The following is a 17,432-nucleotide window of genomic DNA, read 5'->3' as shown; positions in this document are numbered from 1 at the left end:
ACCTGCACGAGGCCGGCTGCGACCTGATCACCATCACCCAGTACCTGCGCCCCTCCGAACGGCACCTGCCGGTGGACCGCTGGGTCAAGCCGCAGGAATTCGTCGACCTGCAAAATGAGGCGGACGAGATCGGCTTCCTCGGCGTCATGTCCGGGCCCCTGGTGCGTTCCTCCTACCGCGCCGGCCGGCTCTGGGCCACCGCGATGCGCAAGAAGGGCTGGGAAATCCCGGCCGAACTCGCGCACATCGAAAGCTCCGGAAGCACCCGCCAGGAAGCCAGCTCGCTGCTCGCGGCACATTCCTGAACCCTGCTCTGACACCCTTCCACTTAAGGGCCGGCACCGGATGACTCCGGTGCCGGCCCTTGGCCGTCCATCACGTAGAATTAAGGAACTATGGCGAATTCCCCTGATCCCAGCAACTCCAGCCCGGCTTCCGAAGCTCCGAAGCGCGGCCTTTTCTCCCGTAAGCCCAAGGAAGCAAAGGCCAAGAAGCCGAGCCGGCTGAAGCAGATCGGCGAGGTCTTCCAGATGACCCGCCGCCACGATCCCATGGTTCCGTGGCTCATGTTGCTGGCGTTCCTGGGTGTTGTTGCCCTCAGCCTGCTGGTCGGTTTCCTGCTCGACAACTGGATCACCGGCCTGATCATCGGCATCGCCCTGGGCGCCCTTGCGGCCACGCTGATCCTGTCCCGCCGTGCCGAGCGCGCCGCGTTCGCGCAGATCGAGAACCAGCCCGGCGCGTCAGGTGCCGCGCTGGGCACGCTCAAGCGCGGCTGGATCACCGAGGACCAGCCCGTCGCCGTGAACCCCCGCACGCAGGATGCCGTCTTCCGCGCCATCGGCCGTCCCGGCGTCGTGCTCGTCAGCGAAGGCCCCAGCAACCGGGTCAAGCCGCTGGTCGACGCCGAGCGCAAGCGCCTTGCGCGCATCCTCCCCAACGTCACCATCCACGTGATCGAAAGCGGCCGCGGCGAGGGCCAGGTGCCGCTCAGCCAGATCGCCAGGAAGATGAACAAGCTCAAGGGCGAACTGACCAAGACCGAGGTCAGCGCCGTGTCGAAGCGCATTTCCTCGCTTGGCGGCCGCCTGCCCATCCCGAAGGGCATCGATCCCTACAAGGCCCGTCCCACCCGCGGACGCTAGTCGGGCGGCAGTAACGCACCGCATGATGGAATTGCCCGCAGTATAGAATCGCCCCGGTTCACGGCCGCCTCAGGCCGCCAGCCTGGGCGTTTCTCTTACTGCCCGACGTCGGCCCGCCCGGCGCCGGGCCAGCGGACCCGGGACAACGGACGCGGGACAACGGACGCGGGGTGCAGGACAAAGCGACACCGGACACCGCGAAAACGGACGCAAGAACTCAGGAGATACGCATGAAACTTCCCTCGACCGCCACGATGATCCGCATCTTCCGGGGGCTGGCGATCGCCGAAGCGTTCAGCTGGGCCGCGCTGTTGCTCGGCATGGTGCTCAAATGGATCACCCGGACGACGGAACTCGGCGTGGAGATTGCCGGTCCGATCCACGGGGCCTTCTTCATCGGCTACGCGATTGCGGCACTGAGCCTGTGGGCAATGCTGCGCTGGCCGTTCCGGATTGCCTTGCTCTCAGGGCTCTCCGCCGTCTTCCCCTTCGCGACGGTGTGGTTTGAGCGCTGGGCCGGCCGCCACGGATACCTGACGGAACGGTCGGGAGAGGCTGCGCCGACGCCGGCCCAGGAGACGGCGGGGGTCTAGTCCGCCGAGGACCTCGGGTTTCTGTGCGCCCCGGCACCATCGCTGTGCCCATCTGACGCACATGGCCGCTATGCGGGGCGGGTAGCGGCCATTCGTGGCAAACGGACGAGGGCCCGCCGCGCAACGCGGGGCGGGTAGCGGCCGTTCGTGGCAAACGGACGAGGGCCCGCCGCGCCCGGTTGCCTGGCACCGCCGTCGCGCATCCGGCCGCGGGTTGCTACATCCGGACGAGCACCGTATTCATGGCCTTGTCGTGGAGGCCGCGCTGGTCCGGGTCGAAGATGACGGCAGGGATAACGAGGCACAGCAGCAGAGTGCGCACCAGGGCCGCGAGCGGACCCGCCGGGCCGCCGCCCAGCCGGACCACGTGGATTCCCACGATCCGGTGGCCGATGCCGTAGCCGAGGGTGCCGATCAGCAGGATCTGCTCGATGGCAAACACGGCAAGCGTGGCCCAGGAGTCGCCGCCGAAGGCGAAATTGCTGATCAACAGCGCGATGCCCCAGTCAATGCAGATCGCCAGGATGCGCCGGCCGGCACGGGCGATCGACCCTGCCCCGGACTCGGGCAGCCCGAGCCGCTCCCCCGGGTACCTGGAGATGCCGGATGTGTCCGGCCCGGTGAGCCATGAACCGATGTCTTTGCGATCAACCACCCTCCAAGCTTATCGGCTCTGGCCTGTCCATAGTGTGGGAGGTAGGGTGTCACATTGTGGACCAGATAGGCCACAGTGTGGACTGGCGACTAGCGTTTACGTGTCAGGACATTCTGTAACCTCCCCGAAACAATGCGGACACTGCGGGGAAATCCCTTGTCCTTAGGGTGGTAACAGTTGCTAGCGACTGCGAAGCGGGGAAGCTTTTTGCCTTCTCCGCTGTTGGACTGCGCTGGACAAATGTGCCTGACGGCCAGATCTTTCATATGCGTAAGGAGCATAGATGTTCAAGACTGCGGACGAAGTCCTCAAGTTCATCAAGGACGAAGACATCAAATTCGTCGATATCCGCTTCACCGATCTCCCGGGCGTTCAGCAGCACTTCAACGTGCCTGCCAAGAGCGTTGACGCCGACTTCTTCGTCAACGGCCAGCTTTTCGACGGATCTTCAATCCGCGGCTTCCAGGGCATCGCCGAGTCTGACATGCAGCTCATCCCGGACGTCACGACGGCGTTCATCGACACGTTCCGCATGGAGAAGACCCTTGCACTGAACTTCTCGATCGTGAACCCGCGTACCGGTGACCCGTACCACCGCGATCCCCGCGGCGTGGCCGAGAAGGCGGAGGCCTACCTGGCTTCGACCGGCATTGCCGACACCGCTTTCTTCGCTCCCGAGGCCGAGTTCTTCGTCTTCGACAACGTCCAGTACCAGTCCTCCCCGCAGGGCAGCTTCTACAAGATCGACTCCGAGGAAGCACACTGGAACTCGGGCCGTGAGGAAGAGGGCGGAAACCTCGGCTACAAGACCCCGGTCAAGGGCGGATACTTCCCGGTCTCCCCCACCGACAAGCAGGCCGACCTGCGCGACGCCATGTGCGTTGCCCTGGACGAGGCCGGCCTTGAGGTCGAGCGCAGCCACCACGAAGTCGGCTCCGCCGGACAGGCTGAAATCAACTACAAGTTCACCACCCTGACCCACGCGGCTGATGACCTGCAGAAGTTCAAGTACGTCATCAAGAACACCGCCGATGCCTGGGGCAAGTCCGTGACCTTCATGCCGAAGCCTGTCTTCGGTGACAACGGCTCGGGCATGCACTGCCACCAGTCGCTGTGGACCGGCGGCGAGCCGCTGTTCTACGACGAGAAGGGCTACGCCGGCCTGTCCGACACCGCCCGCTGGTACATCGGTGGCCTGCTGAAGCACTCCTCCGCTGTCCTGGCCTTCACCAACCCGACGGTGAACTCCTACCGCCGCCTGGTCAAGGGTTTCGAAGCCCCGGTCAACATGGTTTACTCGCAGGGCAACCGCTCCGCCGGTATCCGTATCCCGATCACGGGGTCCAACCCGAAGGCCAAGCGCATCGAGTTCCGCGCGCCGGACCCCTCCTCCAACCCGTACCTGGCGTTCGCTGCCCAGCTGATGGCCGGCATCGACGGCATCCGTAACCGGATCGAACCCCCGGCTCCGATCGACAAGGACCTCTACGAGCTCCCGGCCGAAGAAGCCAAGGACATCCCCAAGGCTCCGGGCACCCTCGAGGAGGCCCTGGATGCACTGGCCGAGGACAACGAGTTCCTGCAGGCCGGCGGCGTCTTCACCCAGGACCTGATCGACACCTGGATCGAGTACAAGTACGAGAACGAGATCCGTCCGCTTTCGCTGCGCCCGAACCCGTACGAGTTCGAGCTCTACTACGGCGTCTAGTCCCAAGGGGCCTCGCACCGCACAGTGCCAGGAGAGTCCGTCCGGTCTGCCACACGCGGCAGCCCGGACGGGCTCTTTTGCTTGGCCGGAAATATCCGTCATAAGTCGGTCTTGATTCATCGATAGAGCGCTATCTTTCTTGTAGCATTTCCCTTTGTCCCTTCCCGGTCACGGCGAAGGGCACTATATTGGGGGAAAATTTGAAAAGCACTCTGTCGCGTGCGGCTTCAGCCGTCGGCGCCGCCATTATCTTGTCCACTATCGGCTTCGCCGGCCCGGCCCAGGCGGCCGTCGTCTGCTGGGACTCCGCAGCCGGGCATAGGTGCCGGGACTTCGGCGAGGGTGCCACGGGCCGCACCATGGTCCGGGCGTTGGAGCGCCCGACCTTCACTGGCATCCTCAAGGCAGGACAGACACTCACGTCGTATCCCGGCGAATGGGAACGGGCGCAAACGCTGAAGTATCAGTGGCTGCGCGACGGGGTCAACATCCCCGGCGCCCAGGGCGAAACTTACGAGATCACGGCGCCCGACGACGGCCGGTCCCTAACGCTGCGCGTGACTGGGTCCGCCCCTGGGCTCAAGGATGGGGTGGAGACTACCCTGCCGTCCCCGAAGGTCAGTGCAACCAACACCGCAGCGTATACGGCCCGGCCAGCCATCATCATTACCGGCGAGGCTCCATCTGTGTCGGGTTCGACGAGGGTCGGATTCTCGTTGGACGTCGACGATTTGGGCACCTGGTCCACAGACGTTGTGGCGTTACAGTGGCAAGCCGATGGGGTGGACATCGAGGGAGCCACCACCGACAGCTACAAGATCAGGACTGCCGACCTGGGCAAAGTGGTTACCCTCAAGGTGACCGGCGGCGGCCCAAGCCAAGGCAGCGTATCGAAGTCAAACACGTCCACGGTCGTTACCCGCGGGTACATCGAGCCCACAGATGAAATGTGGCTTTCTGGGGGCTCCACTGTCGGCGATACTCTCAGTGTGGAGGGCAGCGGCGGCTGGTACGCCGACGGTGAGCCGATTTCCCTCCTCTATCAGTGGGAGCGGGACGGCCAGCCGATCACCGGGGCCACCGCACCCACCTACACTGTCGTGGCCGCGGACCAGGGCCATCGGATCCGGGCCCAGGTTACCGCAACGGCTCAGGGACACGGGCCGAATACCCAATCGTCGCTATACGTCGACATCGTTGAGGGCGGCGAGATCGACGGCGACACGGGCGGAAACGGCGAGATCGACGGCGACACGGGCGGAAACGGCGAGATCGACGGCGACACGGGAGGAAACGGCGAGGTCGGCGGCGATCAGCCCGCTCCCGGCCCGGCCCCCGCAGAACAGGCCCCCGCAGAACACGCCCCCGCCCCAGCCGGACAAGCTCCCGCCGGACAAGCTCCCGCTCCGGCGCGGCCCGGGAAACAGACCATCCGTCAGGTCAAGGCAGTCCAGCCAACAACCCGGATTGCCCCCGCAAACACCGTCGTTCCTGCGCGTGCCAGCGTTGGTTTCGTCCAGCCGCAGGCAGCCTTGCAAACTGAGTCGCACGTCGCCGATGCTGCCGGCCCGGTCAAGGCAGCGGCCCCGGCCGACGACGCGTCCGCGAAGCCGGCACCGGTTGCCACGGCCAGCCCGGCAGCGCCATCCACGCCCCGACCTCCCGTTGCCACGGCGCAAGTGGCCGGTACCGACCGCTCAAACCCGCTGCCGCTATTTTTCTCGATCGCCGGTGTGCTGATCGTTGCGGGCCTGGTCTGGGTGATCCGACCGCTGCGTGCCTCGGTGATCCGATTCGTGGGCCGAAAGGGAAGTTAGGACCCGCGAGTTACCTCGGGCATCCGGCCGCGGCCTGGGGCCGGCCTTCTGGTTCAGCGCTTTCCAGCACCTCAGCGCTTTCCGTACTTCTTGTGCACGGCCTGCTTGCTGACGCCAAGGCACACCGCAATGGCCTCCCACGACAGTCCGGCCTGCCGGGCACGCAGCACCACTTCGGTTTCCGTGCGCGCCAGTTCTTTGTGGAGTTCCGCCACGGCGTAGAGCGCCTCGGCCGGCCCTTTGCCGTCCATGGAACCTATCAATGTCTGCACGAAGCACCTCCGGCGTCAACGTTAGTTGACACCGGGAGAGGCGTCAACCCTCGTTGACGGCGAGAAGCCGGCGCAATTCCCCTACGGGATCGGGGATCTCCGGTCCGTGGGAAAAGAGCATCCTGTCCGGCTCCAGCAAACTCAGTTTTAGAAGCGACTCTTCGGCCCGCGCAGAGTCCGCTGTAAACTGCTCCGGCGCCCGTCTCATCACACCTCCGGCTGTCCCCACAGCGTCCCCTACGAACAGCATTCCGTCGTCATGCAGCAAGCTGATATGTCCTGCGGTATGGCCAGGCGTCTGCACGATCTGGACATCGCGGACCCTGTCACGTTCCACGAGCGGGCGCAGCGGCACCGCGGAAGGAATCTGGGAAACGTCCGCCGCGCCCGCCCAGATCGCTGCCAACGGGCTCCGTTCCACTACTTCGCCGAGGCCGCCGACATGGTCCGGATGCCAATGGGTGAGGACGACGTCGGTGATGTCACTCCATGCTGCTCCGACACGGTCCAAGGCCGCCGCAATCGCATGCTCGCTGCCCTTGAGGCCCGTATCGATTAACAGCAATCCCCCGGTGTGCGGCACAAGGAAACAGCGTACGTCCATCGTCAACTCAACGGGCCCTGCCAGCCCGGCGGGGATGTGGAGCTCCTGGATGACCGGTTCTACCTGCATCTGTGAGTGACCCATCATGCACCTTTCCAGCGGCTGGTCTTGGTTCAATACTGCGGCACGCATCGTCCCAGTCAAGATGCGCTTTCGGTCAGAATGCCCGGTACATGATGCGTTGCGGGCCGGCGTCGCCGCCTTCGTAGCGGCCGCGGTCCTCGAATCCGGCCTTGCGGTATGCGGCTTGGCCGCCGGGGTTCAGTTCGTTGACGGAGAGTACGACGCCGGCCTGGCCGCTGCCGAGGTCCGCCGTCAGTTTGGCGGCCTCCCGCACGGCGGCCTCCGCGGCGAGGGTGCCGAGGCCCTTGCCCTGCTGCCGCCGGTCGATCAGGAAGCCGCGCAGGAGCCAGGCCGTGTGGTCCTCTGGCCAGCCCGCGAGGGTCGCCGCCCCAGCCTGGAGCGTCAGGACTCCCACGGCGGCCCCGTTCTCATCCACGGCGAACGGGTGCCGGGACTCTTCCTCGAGCCCGATCAGCATCATCCGCAGCGGGTCCCCCACGAACTTCTGCTGCCCTGCGCCGAGCTCCAGCAGCGCGATCTCCCCAAGCTTGATGGCCCGGGCGTCGTCGTCGAGATTCTTCAAAGGCAGCAGCCATACATGTCCAGACATGTAGACAGCGTACCCGCGCCGGCGGCGCCCGCCCCTAGCGGAAAGGGGCTACAGCGCAGCGTCTTTGGGCGGTCCGGCCGGATCCATCCAGAAGACTTCCCAGAGGTGCCCGTCCGGGTCCTGGAAGCTGTGCGTGTACATAAAGCCGTAGTCCTGGGCCTCCTCCGATGCCGTGCCCCCGGAGGTCAGGGCGGTGCGGATGACCTCGTCCACGGCTTCGCGGCTCTCCAGCGAGAAGGACATGATCACCTCGGCGGTGCCGGCCGTAGCGGCGACGGACTTCGAGGTGAAGGTCTTGAAGTAGGACTCGACGAGCAGCATCACGTACGCGCCGTCGTTGACGATCATGCAGGTGGCGTTCTCATCGGTGAAGTCGGGGTTGAAGGAAAATCCCAGCGCCGTGAAGAATTCAACGGTCTTATCCAGATTCCGGACGGGAAGGTTCACAAAAAGTTGCCTGGCCATTGGCCCAAGGTAGCACCGCCCGCAGCATGTGTCAGTAGGCCCTGTCAGCAACCGGCAGGCCGCCGCCGGGCGCTATTGGCCGTAGAAGACCCGCTCGAAGACCGCCCGGGCGCGCCGGCTCAACCGCAGGTAGTCCTCCTCCAGCGCCGCGGCGTTGCCTTGTCCGTAGCCGCACCAGCGGGCCACCGCCTCAAGGTCGCGGCGGGAGGAGGGCAGCAGGTCCGAGGGCCGGCCGGTCCAGATGACGTTGGCCGAACGGATCCGGCTCGCCAGCCGCCAGGCCCGGAGGAGGATGACGGTGTCCCCCGCGTCCATCAGGTCCAGGGCCGCGGCCGCCTCGAGCGCGTCCACCGTGGACGTGGTCCGCAGCTCCGGGTGCCGGCCGGCATGCCGGAGCTGGAGCAGCTGGGCCAGCCACTCGACGTCGCTCAGCCCGCCCCGGCCAAGCTTCAGGTGACGGGCGGGATCGGCGCCGCGCGGCAGGCGCTCCGCCTCGACCCTAGCCTTGACCCGCCGCACCTCCCGCACGTCCTGGTCAGACAAAGACTCCGGGTACCGGATGGTGTCGATCAGCGCCACGAAATCCTCGGCCAGGGCATCGTCGCCGGCCATGGGGCGCGCCCGCAGCAACGCCTGGGCCTCCCAGACCAGGGACCACCGGCGGTAGTACTCGGCGTAGGACTCCAGGGACCGCACCATGGGCCCGCTCTTGCCCTCGGGGCGCAGGTCCGCGTCCACGGCGAGCACCCGCTCGGCCAGGATCGCCGGTTTAAGCGGCTGGGTCAGCAGGCTCGAGAGCTTGCCCACGATCTGCAGGGCCTGAGCCTGTGCCTCCTCTTCCGGCACGCCGGGGAGTCCGCGGTGGACGTACATGACGTCGGCGTCCGAGCCGTAGCCGATCTCCCGGCCGCCCTGACGGCCCATCGCAACCACCAGCACATGGGTCTTCAGCGGTTCCTCGGCGGTGATGATCGTCTCCGCCACGCGCAGGGCCCCCAGCACGGCGGCCCGGTCCGTGTCGGCGAGGGCTTCCCCCACCTGGTCCTGGTCCAGCAGCCCGGCGCTGTCCGCGATGGCGACCCGGAGGATTTCCCGGCGCCGGATCAGCCGGATCAGCCGCATGGCGCTCTCCGGGTCCGCGTGCCGGGACATCTTCGAGGTGATTTCAAGCCATTGGGATTCGAAGCTGAGCGGCACCAGTTCCTTGTCCGTGCCCAGCCACGCCACTGATTCGGGCGAAACCTCCAGCAGGTCCGCGATCAGCCGGGAGTTGGCGAGCACGTGGCAGAGCCGCTCGGCCGCGGCCGTCGAATCCCGGAGCATGCCCAGGTACCAGTGTGTTGTGCCGAGGGCCTCGCTGACCCGCCGGAACGCGAGCAGCCCGGCGTCGGGGTCCACGCCGTCGGCGAGCCAGTCCAGCAGGATGGGCAGGAGCTGGCGCTGGAGTGCCGCGCGCCGGCTCACGCCGGCGGTGAGGGCCTCGATGTGCCGCATGGCGCCGGGGGGATCGAGGTAGCCGAGGGCGGCGAGGCGGCCCTGGGCCGCTTCCGGGGTCAGGCGGGCCTCTTCGCTGCTCAGGGTGGCGACTGTGTTGAGCAGGGGGCGGTAGAAGATGCGTTCGTGGAGTTCCCGCACGGAGCGCTTGGTTTTTCGCCATGCGGCGACCAGGGCGTCCGGCTTGGGCCGCTCGGCGGAGAACGGTCCCAGGACCGCCTTGGCGAGGGAACGCAAAGACGCTTCATTCACCGGCATGAGGTGCGTCCGGCGCAGCTGGAACAGCTGGATCCGGTGTTCGAGCAGCCGCAGGTAGCGGTAGTCGCGGTCGAACTCCGCGGCGTCGGAGCGGCCGATATACCCGCCGGCGGAGAGCGCCGCGATGGCCGAGGTGGTGTCCCGGCAGCGCAAGGATTCATCCGACTTGCCGTGCACGAGCTGCAGCAGCTGGACGGTGAATTCGACGTCGCGCAGCCCGCCGCGGCCCAGCTTGATCTGCCGCTGTTCCTCATCGGCCGGAATATGCTCGGTGACGCGGCGGCGCATGGCGCGGACGGATTCGACAAAGCCCTCCCGGCCGGCCGAAGACCAGATCAGGGGCGTCAGGGCTGCCTCGTAGCGGGCCCCCAGGACGGTGTCGCCGGCGATGGTCCGGGCCTTCAGGAGGGCCTGGAATTCCCAGCTCTCGGCCCAGCGCGCGTAATAGCTCTCGTGCGAGGCGAGGGTCCGGACCAGCGGCCCCGACTTGCCCTCGGGCCGGAGGTTCGCATCGACTTCCCACAGCCCGGGTTCGCGGCTCGTGGACATGATCGCGCGCGAGATCCCGGAGGCGAGGACGGTGCCGATGGTCGTGGCCCGGGTCTCCTCCAGCGCGCCGGACTCGATCACGTAGATGACGTCGACGTCGGAAATGTAGTTCAGTTCGCGGGCACCGCACTTGCCCATGCCGATCACGGCGAGGCCGACGTCGGCCACCTCCGCGGCGTCAAACTTCTCCGCCGCCTCGGCCCGGGACACGGCGAGGGCCGCCTCGAGCGCAGCCCCGGCGAGATCCGCCAGTTCCGCACCCGCGGCCGGCATGAAGTCCAGCGGATCGGCCGCGCACAGGTCCTTGATGGCGAGCTCCACGAGCCCGCGCCGGTAGGCGGTGCGCAGGGCCGCGTAGGCTTCCTGACCGCTGAGGGCCGCCACCGGCCGGGCAGACTTGGGATCGGCCCGCACCGACTGCAGCAGCCGCGTCCGCAGGGCCACGGCGTCCGCGGGCATCGGTTCCGGACTGACCCGGACGTCGAAGGCATCGAGGTGTTCGGGGTGGCGGATGAGGAACTCGCCCAGCGCCTCGGAGGCCCCCAGGACCCGGTACAGCGGCTCGCTGCTTTCCGGGTCTGCGACGGCAAGCTTGCGCAGCTCCGGGTGCTTCTCGATCAGCCGGACCAGGGACTGCAGGGCCGTGTCGGGGTTGGCCGCCAGCTGCAGCCCCGCAAAGAGGGCATCCTGGTCGAGTCCCTCCAGTTCCCGGGCCGCCAGGAACCGCTCGCCCTTGTCGAGATCGCTGAAGCCGGCGGCAATGAGGCGTCGTGCCAGGCTCATCGGGGCAACCTACAGAATGCCGAGATTGCGCTGCAGTTCGTAGGGCGTCACCTGAAGGCGGTAGTCCTGCCATTCTGCACGCTTGTTGCGCAGGAAGTGCTCGAACACCTGCTCGCCGAGGATCTGCGGCATGAGCTCGGAATCCTCCATGGTCCGGATGGCGTCGTGCAGGCTGGCCGGCAGCGGGTCGTGTCCCATGGCGCGGCGTTCCGCCGAGCTCAGCGACCAGATGTCGTCCTCGGCCGCCGCGGGGAGCTGGTAGCCCTCCTCGATGCCCTTGAGGCCGGCACCGAGCAGCACGGCGTAGGCCAGGTAGGGGTTGGCGGCGGAGTCGATGCCACGGTATTCGATCCGCGCGGACTGGCCCTTGCCGGGCTTGTACAGCGGGACGCGGACCAGGGCGGAGCGGTTGTTGTGGCCCCAGCTCAGGTAGCTCGGTGCCTCTCCCCCGCCCCAGAGCCGCTTGTAGGAGTTGACGAACTGGTTGGTCACGGCCGTGAATTCGGGGGCGTGCTTGAGGATGCCGGCGATGAACTGGCGCGCCGTCTCGGAAAGCTGGAACTCGGAACCGGCCTCGTAGAAGGCGTTGGTGTCCCCTTCGAAGAGGGAAAAGTGGGTGTGCATGCCGGAACCCGGGTGGGCGGTGAAGGGCTTGGGCATGAAGGTGGCATAGGTGCCCTGCTGCAGCGCGACTTCCTTGATGACCGTGCGGAACGTCATGATGTTATCCGCGGTCTGCAGGGCGTCGGCGTAGCGCAGGTCGATTTCGTTCTGGCCCGGGCCCGCCTCGTGGTGGCTGAATTCCACCGAGATGCCCACCGATTCCAGCATGGTCACCGCGGTCCGGCGGAAGTCCTGGGCCACGCCGCCCGGGACGTGGTCGAAGTAGCCGCCCTCGTCCACGGGGATGGGTGATCCGTCCGGGCCCGGCTCCTGGGACTTGAGCAGGTAGAACTCGATCTCGGGGTGGGTGTAGCAGGTGAAGCCCATGTCCGCGGCCTTGGCCAGGGTGCGCTTGAGGACGTTGCGCGGGTCCGCGGCGGAAGGTTCGCCGTCGGGCGTCAGGATGTCGCAGAACATCCGCGATGTGGCCTCGGTCTCGCCGCGCCACGGCAGGATCTGGAACGTGGCCGGATCCGGCTGGGCCAGCATGTCGGATTCGAAGACGCGGGCCAGGCCTTCGATTGAGGAACCGTCGAATCCGAGTCCTTCCTCGAAGGCGCCTTCCACCTCGGCCGGGGCCAGCGCCACGGACTTGAGCGATCCCACGACGTCGGTGAACCACAGGCGCACAAACCGCACGTCGCGCTCTTCGATCGTCCGCAGGACAAACTCTTGCTGGCGGTCCATACTGGCCTCTTTCCGGTTCTTCCATCCGCCCCGGGCCCGGCATTCATGGGCCCCGCGGCTGCTCACGGTTCACTTTACTAAGCATTGCCACCGATTGCTGAAGCCGGACCCCCGCGTAACACACCGTTAACACAAAGCCGGACGAATTCGCGGCGGGAGGGGGCATTGCGCCGTCGCGCAGGCCGCCCGTGTGACGTGATTCACGCCGGGCGGGGGCAACCCGCGGTAGCTGCGGCACTTCGTCTCGCACTACGCTCGTGGCATGGCCTCAAGTAACAGCTCCGATTCCAGCACGCCCGCAGAACTTGCGGCCCCCTACGGCAGCGGCCCGGCAGCGGCTTCAGCGGCCGCCTCTTCGGGCACGTCGGCCAGTGGCACAGGCGGGACTGCCGACGGCGGCACCGGCGGGGCTGCGGAGGCGGCCCGGAAACCGGTGGCCAGGATCCGCACGCATCATCTCCAGGCGGCCAAGGCCAACGGTGAGCGCTTCGCCATGCTCACCGCGTATGACCAGTACACCGCAGAAATCTTTGACCAGGCGGGCATCGAGGTGCTCCTGGTCGGCGATTCGGCCTCCAACAACGTCTTCGGCAACGAAACCAGCCTTCCCGTGACGGTGGACGAGCTCCTTCCGCTGTGCCGCGCCGTTGCCCGCTCCGCACGGCGGGCCCTGGTGGTCGCTGACCTGCCGTTCGGCAGCTACGAGGTCTCGGCCCAGCAGGCGGTTGCCACCGGCGTCCGGTTCCTGAAAGAGGGCCTGGCCCACGCCGTCAAGATTGAAGGCGGAAAGTTCTACGCCGAGACCGTCCGCGCCATGGTCCAGGCCGGCATCCCCGTCATGGCGCACATCGGTTTCACCCCGCAGAGCGAACACTCCCTCGGCGGCTACCGCGTCCAGGGCCGCGGCGATGACGCCCAGCGGTTGATCGACGACGCCGTCGCGCTGGCCGACGCCGGCGCGTTCAGCGTGCTCATGGAAATGGTCCCGGCCGCCACGGCAGCCGCCGTGGATGCCGCCGTCGACGTCCCCACGGTCGGCATCGGCGCCGGCAGCGCCACCACCGGACAGGTCCTGGTGTGGCAGGACATGGCCGGTTTGCGCGGCGGAAAGATGGCGAAATTCGTCAAACAGTACGCCGACCTCCGCACGTCGCTCAGTGACGCCGCAAAAGCCTACGGCGACGACGTGCGCTCAGGCCAGTTCCCCGGCCCGGAACACTCCTTCTAGTTCCGCTCCAGCGGGCCCCTGACCTTCCGGATCCGGAGACTCTTTTGCAAGACCTCATCCTTCACGGGCGATGCGTTGCGCCTCAGGTGCGGGCAGGCTGACCAATAAGGTCTGCATTAGGACCTCAAGATGTTCCGCCGGCCCGGACGGTTTCATGCGCTAAGCGTAAGGTCAGGCTCCGGCGGACACGATTCGAGGAGTATCGATGGACACGAATAGCTTCTGGGACGTTCTGCTCTGGAGTTTCTGGTTCTTCATCTGGATCGCTGCGCTGATGGTGTGGTTCCGCTGCCTGATGGACTTGTTCAGCGACCACGAGCTCAGCGGCTGGGCCAAGGCCGGCTGGGTTATCCTGCTGATCTTCGTTCCCTGGCTCGGCGCCCTCATCTACCTGATCGCCCGGGGCCGGAGCATGACCGATCGTCAGATGAAGATGCTGGCCCAGCAGCAGGCTGCCCAGCAGGAGTACATCAAGCAGGCCGCAGGCTCGACGGCCAGCCCGGCCGGCCAGATCGCCGATGCCAGGGCGCTGCTTGATTCCGGAGCCATCAACCAGACCGAGTTTGATTCCCTCAAGGCAAAGGCCTTGGCCTGACACGAAAACGGGCTACGCCCGACATGAGAATCACCTGGCTTGGTCACTCCACGGTGGTTCTGGATCTCGACGGGGTTCGGATCCTCACCGATCCGCTGCTCCGTTCCCATGCCGGGTTGCTCCGACGCCTGGCACCGCGTCCGGACCCGGTCTCGTGGGACCGACCGGACGCGGTGCTCCTCTCTCACCTGCACCACGACCACGCCGAGTTGCGTTCCCTGCGCATGCTGCCCGGGGCACCGCTGATGAGCGCGCCGGCGAACGTGGCCTGGCTGCGTCGCCGAAAGCTGGCGCACACAGTTTCCTTGGGCGACGGCTGGACCCCGGTAGGCAGCGGCGTCCAGATTCGCCAGGTGCCGGCCGAGCATCGCAGCCGGCCAATGCCGCACCGGCCCAACGACGCCAATGGCCAGCTCGTCCGCGGCCAGTCGGGCATCGTGTGGATCGCGGGTGACACGGGCTTGTTCCCGGAGATGGCCGCGCTCCCCGCCATGGCCGGAGGGCCGATCGATGTCGCCCTGGTGCCGGTCTGGGGGTGGGGACCGAGGCTCTCGGCGGGGCACCTGACTCCGGAGACCGCCGCCCGGGCTGTCGCGATGAGCGGCGCACGGTTCGCCCTGCCGGTGCACTGGGGGACGCTGCACCCTCCGTTCGTCACCTACTTTGCCCGGAGCTGGCTCGAGCGGCCCGGCCACCGGTTCGCCACTGCCGTGGCGGAACAGGCTCCCGGCTGCACGGCAGTCGTCCTCGCTCCCGGCCAGACCTGGGTCGCGCCCTCGTAAGCCCAGGGCCTCGGATTGGACCCGCCCCCGGGAAATCCCCCAGTTCGTCGCTCAGCCGCGGGACGCCGTCGTGGCGCGCTGGCCGCACGACTCAAGCATCGCCACCAGCACCCGGTGGAGTTCCCCGGCACCCTCGATCCGCTCGGGCAGCCCCGCCATGAGATCGGCCGGGCCCATCAGCACGGCGCGGTCCTGCCAACCCCCCAGACCCCCGTGGGATCCCACGAGGCCTTCGAATGCTGCAACGTCGCCGGTCACGGGATCCACCGCGCTGTTGACATAGAGATCCGGCGCCTCGGGGTGCATCAGCGCGAGATTCAGCACCCGCGCCGCATGCGGCCCGAAACCGGCCAGCGGGTCGGTGCCCTCCACTGCCCCGCTGGTGATATTGACGCGCCCGCCGCTTCCGATCGCCCACGCCCCGCCCTCCTCATCGATGCCGGCCACGAACCCGACGCCGGGATGGCCCGCCAGGCCAGGGACCAGGGCAGGCCACCGATGCTCGAGGGCCTGGAGACTCAGGCGCCGGTCACCGCGCAGGTACACCAGGCCCAGGTTGCCCGAGCCCAACACGACCACCGGATCCTCCGCGCCGCCTGGGCCGGAAGTCTGCTGTGCCGGCGTCTCTTGTGCCTTCGTCAGCACCTCGTCGGCACGGCCGGCGAGCTTTCCGGACAATCCGCCAGAGGCAACGTCGCCGGCGAGGGAGTCCGCGCGCCCGAGCCCCTCGACGGACGCGTCCACGTTCTGAACGTGTTCCTGCATCAGTTCCGCGCACAGATCACCAAGCGCCTGGCCATACCGGTCCGCGAACGGCGTGCCCTGGGACTGGCCGTGGTCCGAGAGCACCACCAGCCGGTAGCGGCGGGGAGCGGACCCGGCGAGTTCGGCCAAGGCACCGAGCGTGCGGTCCAAGCCATCCAGGGCTGCAAGCGACTCGGGGCGGAACATGCCTGCGTGGTGGGCGATCTCGTCGTAGTCAACGTAGTCGACATAGATGCACTTCGTGCCGCGACGCAGCTCCTCTGCCACCAGCGCCGTGTTCAGGTCCCGCAGCAGACCGTTGGTGACTGCCCGCAGCAGGGCGAAGGTCCAGTCCCGCCGCACCCGCGGATTGAGGTCACGTTTGACCTGTCTCCGGGCCTGCCAACGCTCCTTGAAGATCTCGGCGACGGTCCGCGTGAAGCTGCGCATGAAGCCGTTCGGGGTGGCAAAAAACCAGGCGAACGCCCGGCGGGTTTGGGTCGAGCCGCGCCGGACCTCTACCCGGCTCATCGTCAAAAACGAGCGGGGCGCGTCACCGGTGAACAGGTTCGAGATGGAGACGCCGTCGTCGCAGAGCAGTCCCTGGCCGGTGCTGTGCCTGTCCTCGATCACCCGGGCGTCTGCCGGACGGTTGGCCACCAGGACGCGTTGGAGTTCACGGTCATACCACCGGAAGGCCGGGATCCCGGCGACCGTGCCGTGCAGAATGCCCATCTGGCTCGCCGGCGTCGTGCAAGGCAGCTGGGGAGTCCATTCACGGAACTGATAATCCCCCGAGGCCAGCCAGCGGCGGAGATGGGGCACTCCCCCGGACTGGATAGCCCACTGCAGCACCGGGAAGGGGACCCCGTCGAGCTGGACGAACAGGACACCGTCCACCTCCGGATCGGTCACCGTTTCCTGCCGGCGTGCCCGTCCTGCCAGCGACGTGATGAGGCCGTCATCGGTTCCGGCTGTGGTGGCCCACGAAATGAGCGTGCCCACCACGGCGCTGACCCAGGTAGCGGCGAGGGCTGTCAACGGCGTCGACTCGATGCCGGGCACCAGACGGATGGCGACGTACATGATCAGGGCCTGCCCCACCAGGGCGGTAAGAAGTACTGCCACCCAGCCCACCCTGGCCGAGATCTCCACCAGCACGGGGCGCAGGACCAGGCCGACGAGGCCGGCTGCCGCCGCCACGGCGGCGTATGACCACCAGCTGGCCGCAGAGAACCCCGGCAGCAGGGCGCCGGTGATAATGAGGGCTACAGTCGAGGCAGCCCAGGCAAGGGCCAGCCTGGCGAGGTCTGATATTCGGGCGCCGCGGGTGCGGGCAACGCGCGTCGGCATTTTCCCAGTATGGCTGTCGGAAACCGGCTCGCACCCACCCTCACAGGGTGAGAATCACGGGCCGGGAGAAAATCAGTCAGCCCGCGCGGTGTCCGGTCCGCGATCGCCGGGGGACGTTCCCGCGGGCGCAGCAGGCCCGTACGGGCTAGTCGTCCTCGTCCTTGTCCCAAGCCTCATTGCGCGCCTTGACCTTTTCCAGGGCGTGTTCGGCTTCCTCACGGGTCTTGTACGGTCCGATCAGCTGGCTCCAGTCGGACATCGCGTCTTCCTCGATCTCGTGGGTGTTGACGTTGTACCAGTATTCGGGCATCGGGGCTCCTTCATGGCCCGGAGCGTGTCCGGGTGTCTTTACCGGGGTGTCTTT

General features: G+C 67.2%; 16 protein-coding genes and 1 pseudogene. 8 read left to right on the top strand and 9 right to left on the bottom strand.

The window, feature by feature from the left end; translation table 11 throughout:
- The 3 genes and pseudogenes from AC1DNG_RS17520 to AC1DNG_RS17510 all read left to right on the top strand — a co-directional run.
- Nucleotides 1-305, top strand: a pseudogene (locus AC1DNG_RS17520) (lipoyl synthase); the annotation flags it as partial.
- 90 nt (nucleotides 306-395) lie between these two features.
- A complete protein-coding gene (locus tag AC1DNG_RS17515) occupies nucleotides 396-1,145 on the top strand; it encodes a DUF4191 domain-containing protein (protein WP_243179470.1) in 750 nt (249 codons plus the stop codon).
- 230 nt (nucleotides 1,146-1,375) lie between these two features.
- Entirely contained in the window at nucleotides 1,376-1,738 is a 363-nt protein-coding gene (locus AC1DNG_RS17510) for a DUF3817 domain-containing protein (protein ID WP_476857752.1), read from the top strand.
- A 217-nt stretch (nucleotides 1,739-1,955) separates the two neighbouring features.
- Here AC1DNG_RS17510 and AC1DNG_RS17505 read toward each other — a convergent pair whose 3' ends face one another.
- Nucleotides 1,956-2,393: an RDD family protein gene (locus AC1DNG_RS17505; protein ID WP_459384400.1), complete on the bottom strand. Its 438-nt coding sequence runs from the start codon at nucleotides 2,391-2,393 to the stop codon at nucleotides 1,956-1,958.
- Nucleotides 2,394-2,676: 283 nt separating this feature from the next.
- On the opposite strand from AC1DNG_RS17505, the gene glnA (AC1DNG_RS17500) reads away from it, so the two are divergent.
- On the top strand, nucleotides 2,677-4,101 hold the full coding sequence (glnA, locus tag AC1DNG_RS17500) for a type I glutamate--ammonia ligase (RefSeq protein WP_018772378.1): 1,425 nt from the start codon (nucleotides 2,677-2,679) through the stop codon (nucleotides 4,099-4,101).
- A 200-nt stretch (nucleotides 4,102-4,301) separates the two neighbouring features.
- On the top strand, nucleotides 4,302-5,918 hold the full coding sequence (locus tag AC1DNG_RS17495; RefSeq protein WP_476887869.1) for a hypothetical protein: 1,617 nt from the start codon (nucleotides 4,302-4,304) through the stop codon (nucleotides 5,916-5,918).
- A gap of 71 nt (nucleotides 5,919-5,989) precedes the next feature.
- On the opposite strand, the gene AC1DNG_RS17490 is transcribed toward AC1DNG_RS17495, so the two are convergent.
- The 6 genes from AC1DNG_RS17490 to glnA (AC1DNG_RS17465) form a co-directional block, all read right to left on the bottom strand.
- Entirely contained in the window at nucleotides 5,990-6,190 is a 201-nt protein-coding gene (locus AC1DNG_RS17490) for a transcriptional regulator (RefSeq protein WP_079553982.1), read from the bottom strand.
- A gap of 43 nt (nucleotides 6,191-6,233) precedes the next feature.
- Nucleotides 6,234-6,926 (bottom strand): MBL fold metallo-hydrolase, encoded by a 693-nt coding sequence (locus tag AC1DNG_RS17485; RefSeq protein WP_476887868.1) that lies wholly within the window; start codon nucleotides 6,924-6,926, stop codon nucleotides 6,234-6,236.
- A gap of 25 nt (nucleotides 6,927-6,951) precedes the next feature.
- On the bottom strand, nucleotides 6,952-7,467 hold the full coding sequence (locus AC1DNG_RS17480) for a GNAT family N-acetyltransferase (RefSeq protein WP_243179480.1): 516 nt from the start codon (nucleotides 7,465-7,467) through the stop codon (nucleotides 6,952-6,954).
- Nucleotides 7,468-7,515: 48 nt separating this feature from the next.
- Nucleotides 7,516-7,932, bottom strand: a complete 417-nt coding sequence (locus AC1DNG_RS17475; RefSeq protein ID WP_026266248.1) for a VOC family protein — start codon at nucleotides 7,930-7,932, stop codon at nucleotides 7,516-7,518.
- Nucleotides 7,933-8,004: 72 nt separating this feature from the next.
- A complete protein-coding gene (locus AC1DNG_RS17470) occupies nucleotides 8,005-11,016 on the bottom strand; it encodes a bifunctional [glutamine synthetase] adenylyltransferase/[glutamine synthetase]-adenylyl-L-tyrosine phosphorylase (RefSeq protein WP_476887867.1) in 3,012 nt (1,003 codons plus the stop codon).
- A 9-nt stretch (nucleotides 11,017-11,025) separates the two neighbouring features.
- On the bottom strand, nucleotides 11,026-12,366 hold the full coding sequence (gene glnA / locus AC1DNG_RS17465) for a type I glutamate--ammonia ligase (RefSeq protein WP_028275859.1): 1,341 nt from the start codon (nucleotides 12,364-12,366) through the stop codon (nucleotides 11,026-11,028).
- A gap of 262 nt (nucleotides 12,367-12,628) precedes the next feature.
- Between glnA (AC1DNG_RS17465) and panB the strand changes: the two genes are divergently transcribed.
- From panB to AC1DNG_RS17450, 3 genes are all read left to right on the top strand, one after another.
- The gene (gene panB / locus AC1DNG_RS17460) at nucleotides 12,629-13,594 is read left to right on the top strand and encodes a 3-methyl-2-oxobutanoate hydroxymethyltransferase (RefSeq protein WP_476850432.1); all 966 of its coding nucleotides are present in this window, start codon (nucleotides 12,629-12,631) and stop codon (nucleotides 13,592-13,594) included.
- Between the two features lie 205 nt (nucleotides 13,595-13,799).
- Nucleotides 13,800-14,189 carry an SHOCT domain-containing protein gene (locus AC1DNG_RS17455; protein ID WP_028275861.1) on the top strand — a complete coding sequence of 130 codons (390 nt, stop codon included), beginning with the start codon at nucleotides 13,800-13,802 and terminating at the stop codon, nucleotides 14,187-14,189.
- A gap of 23 nt (nucleotides 14,190-14,212) precedes the next feature.
- Entirely contained in the window at nucleotides 14,213-14,971 is a 759-nt protein-coding gene (locus tag AC1DNG_RS17450; protein ID WP_476887866.1) for an MBL fold metallo-hydrolase, read from the top strand.
- A gap of 51 nt (nucleotides 14,972-15,022) precedes the next feature.
- Here AC1DNG_RS17450 and AC1DNG_RS17445 read toward each other — a convergent pair whose 3' ends face one another.
- Nucleotides 15,023-17,068, bottom strand: coding sequence for a phage holin family protein (locus AC1DNG_RS17445; protein ID WP_476873070.1), 2,046 nt, complete (start codon nucleotides 17,066-17,068; stop codon nucleotides 15,023-15,025).
- A 145-nt stretch (nucleotides 17,069-17,213) separates the two neighbouring features.
- Nucleotides 17,214-17,378: an SPOR domain-containing protein gene (locus AC1DNG_RS17440; protein ID WP_018772367.1), complete on the bottom strand. Its 165-nt coding sequence runs from the start codon at nucleotides 17,376-17,378 to the stop codon at nucleotides 17,214-17,216.
- Between the last annotated feature and the right edge of the window lie 54 nt (nucleotides 17,379-17,432).

The sequence above is a fragment of the Arthrobacter sp. 01T425 genome, from assembly GCF_056398725.1.
Note: the sequence above shows the minus strand (reverse complement) of the source record. Positions and strands in the feature narration are given on the sequence as shown.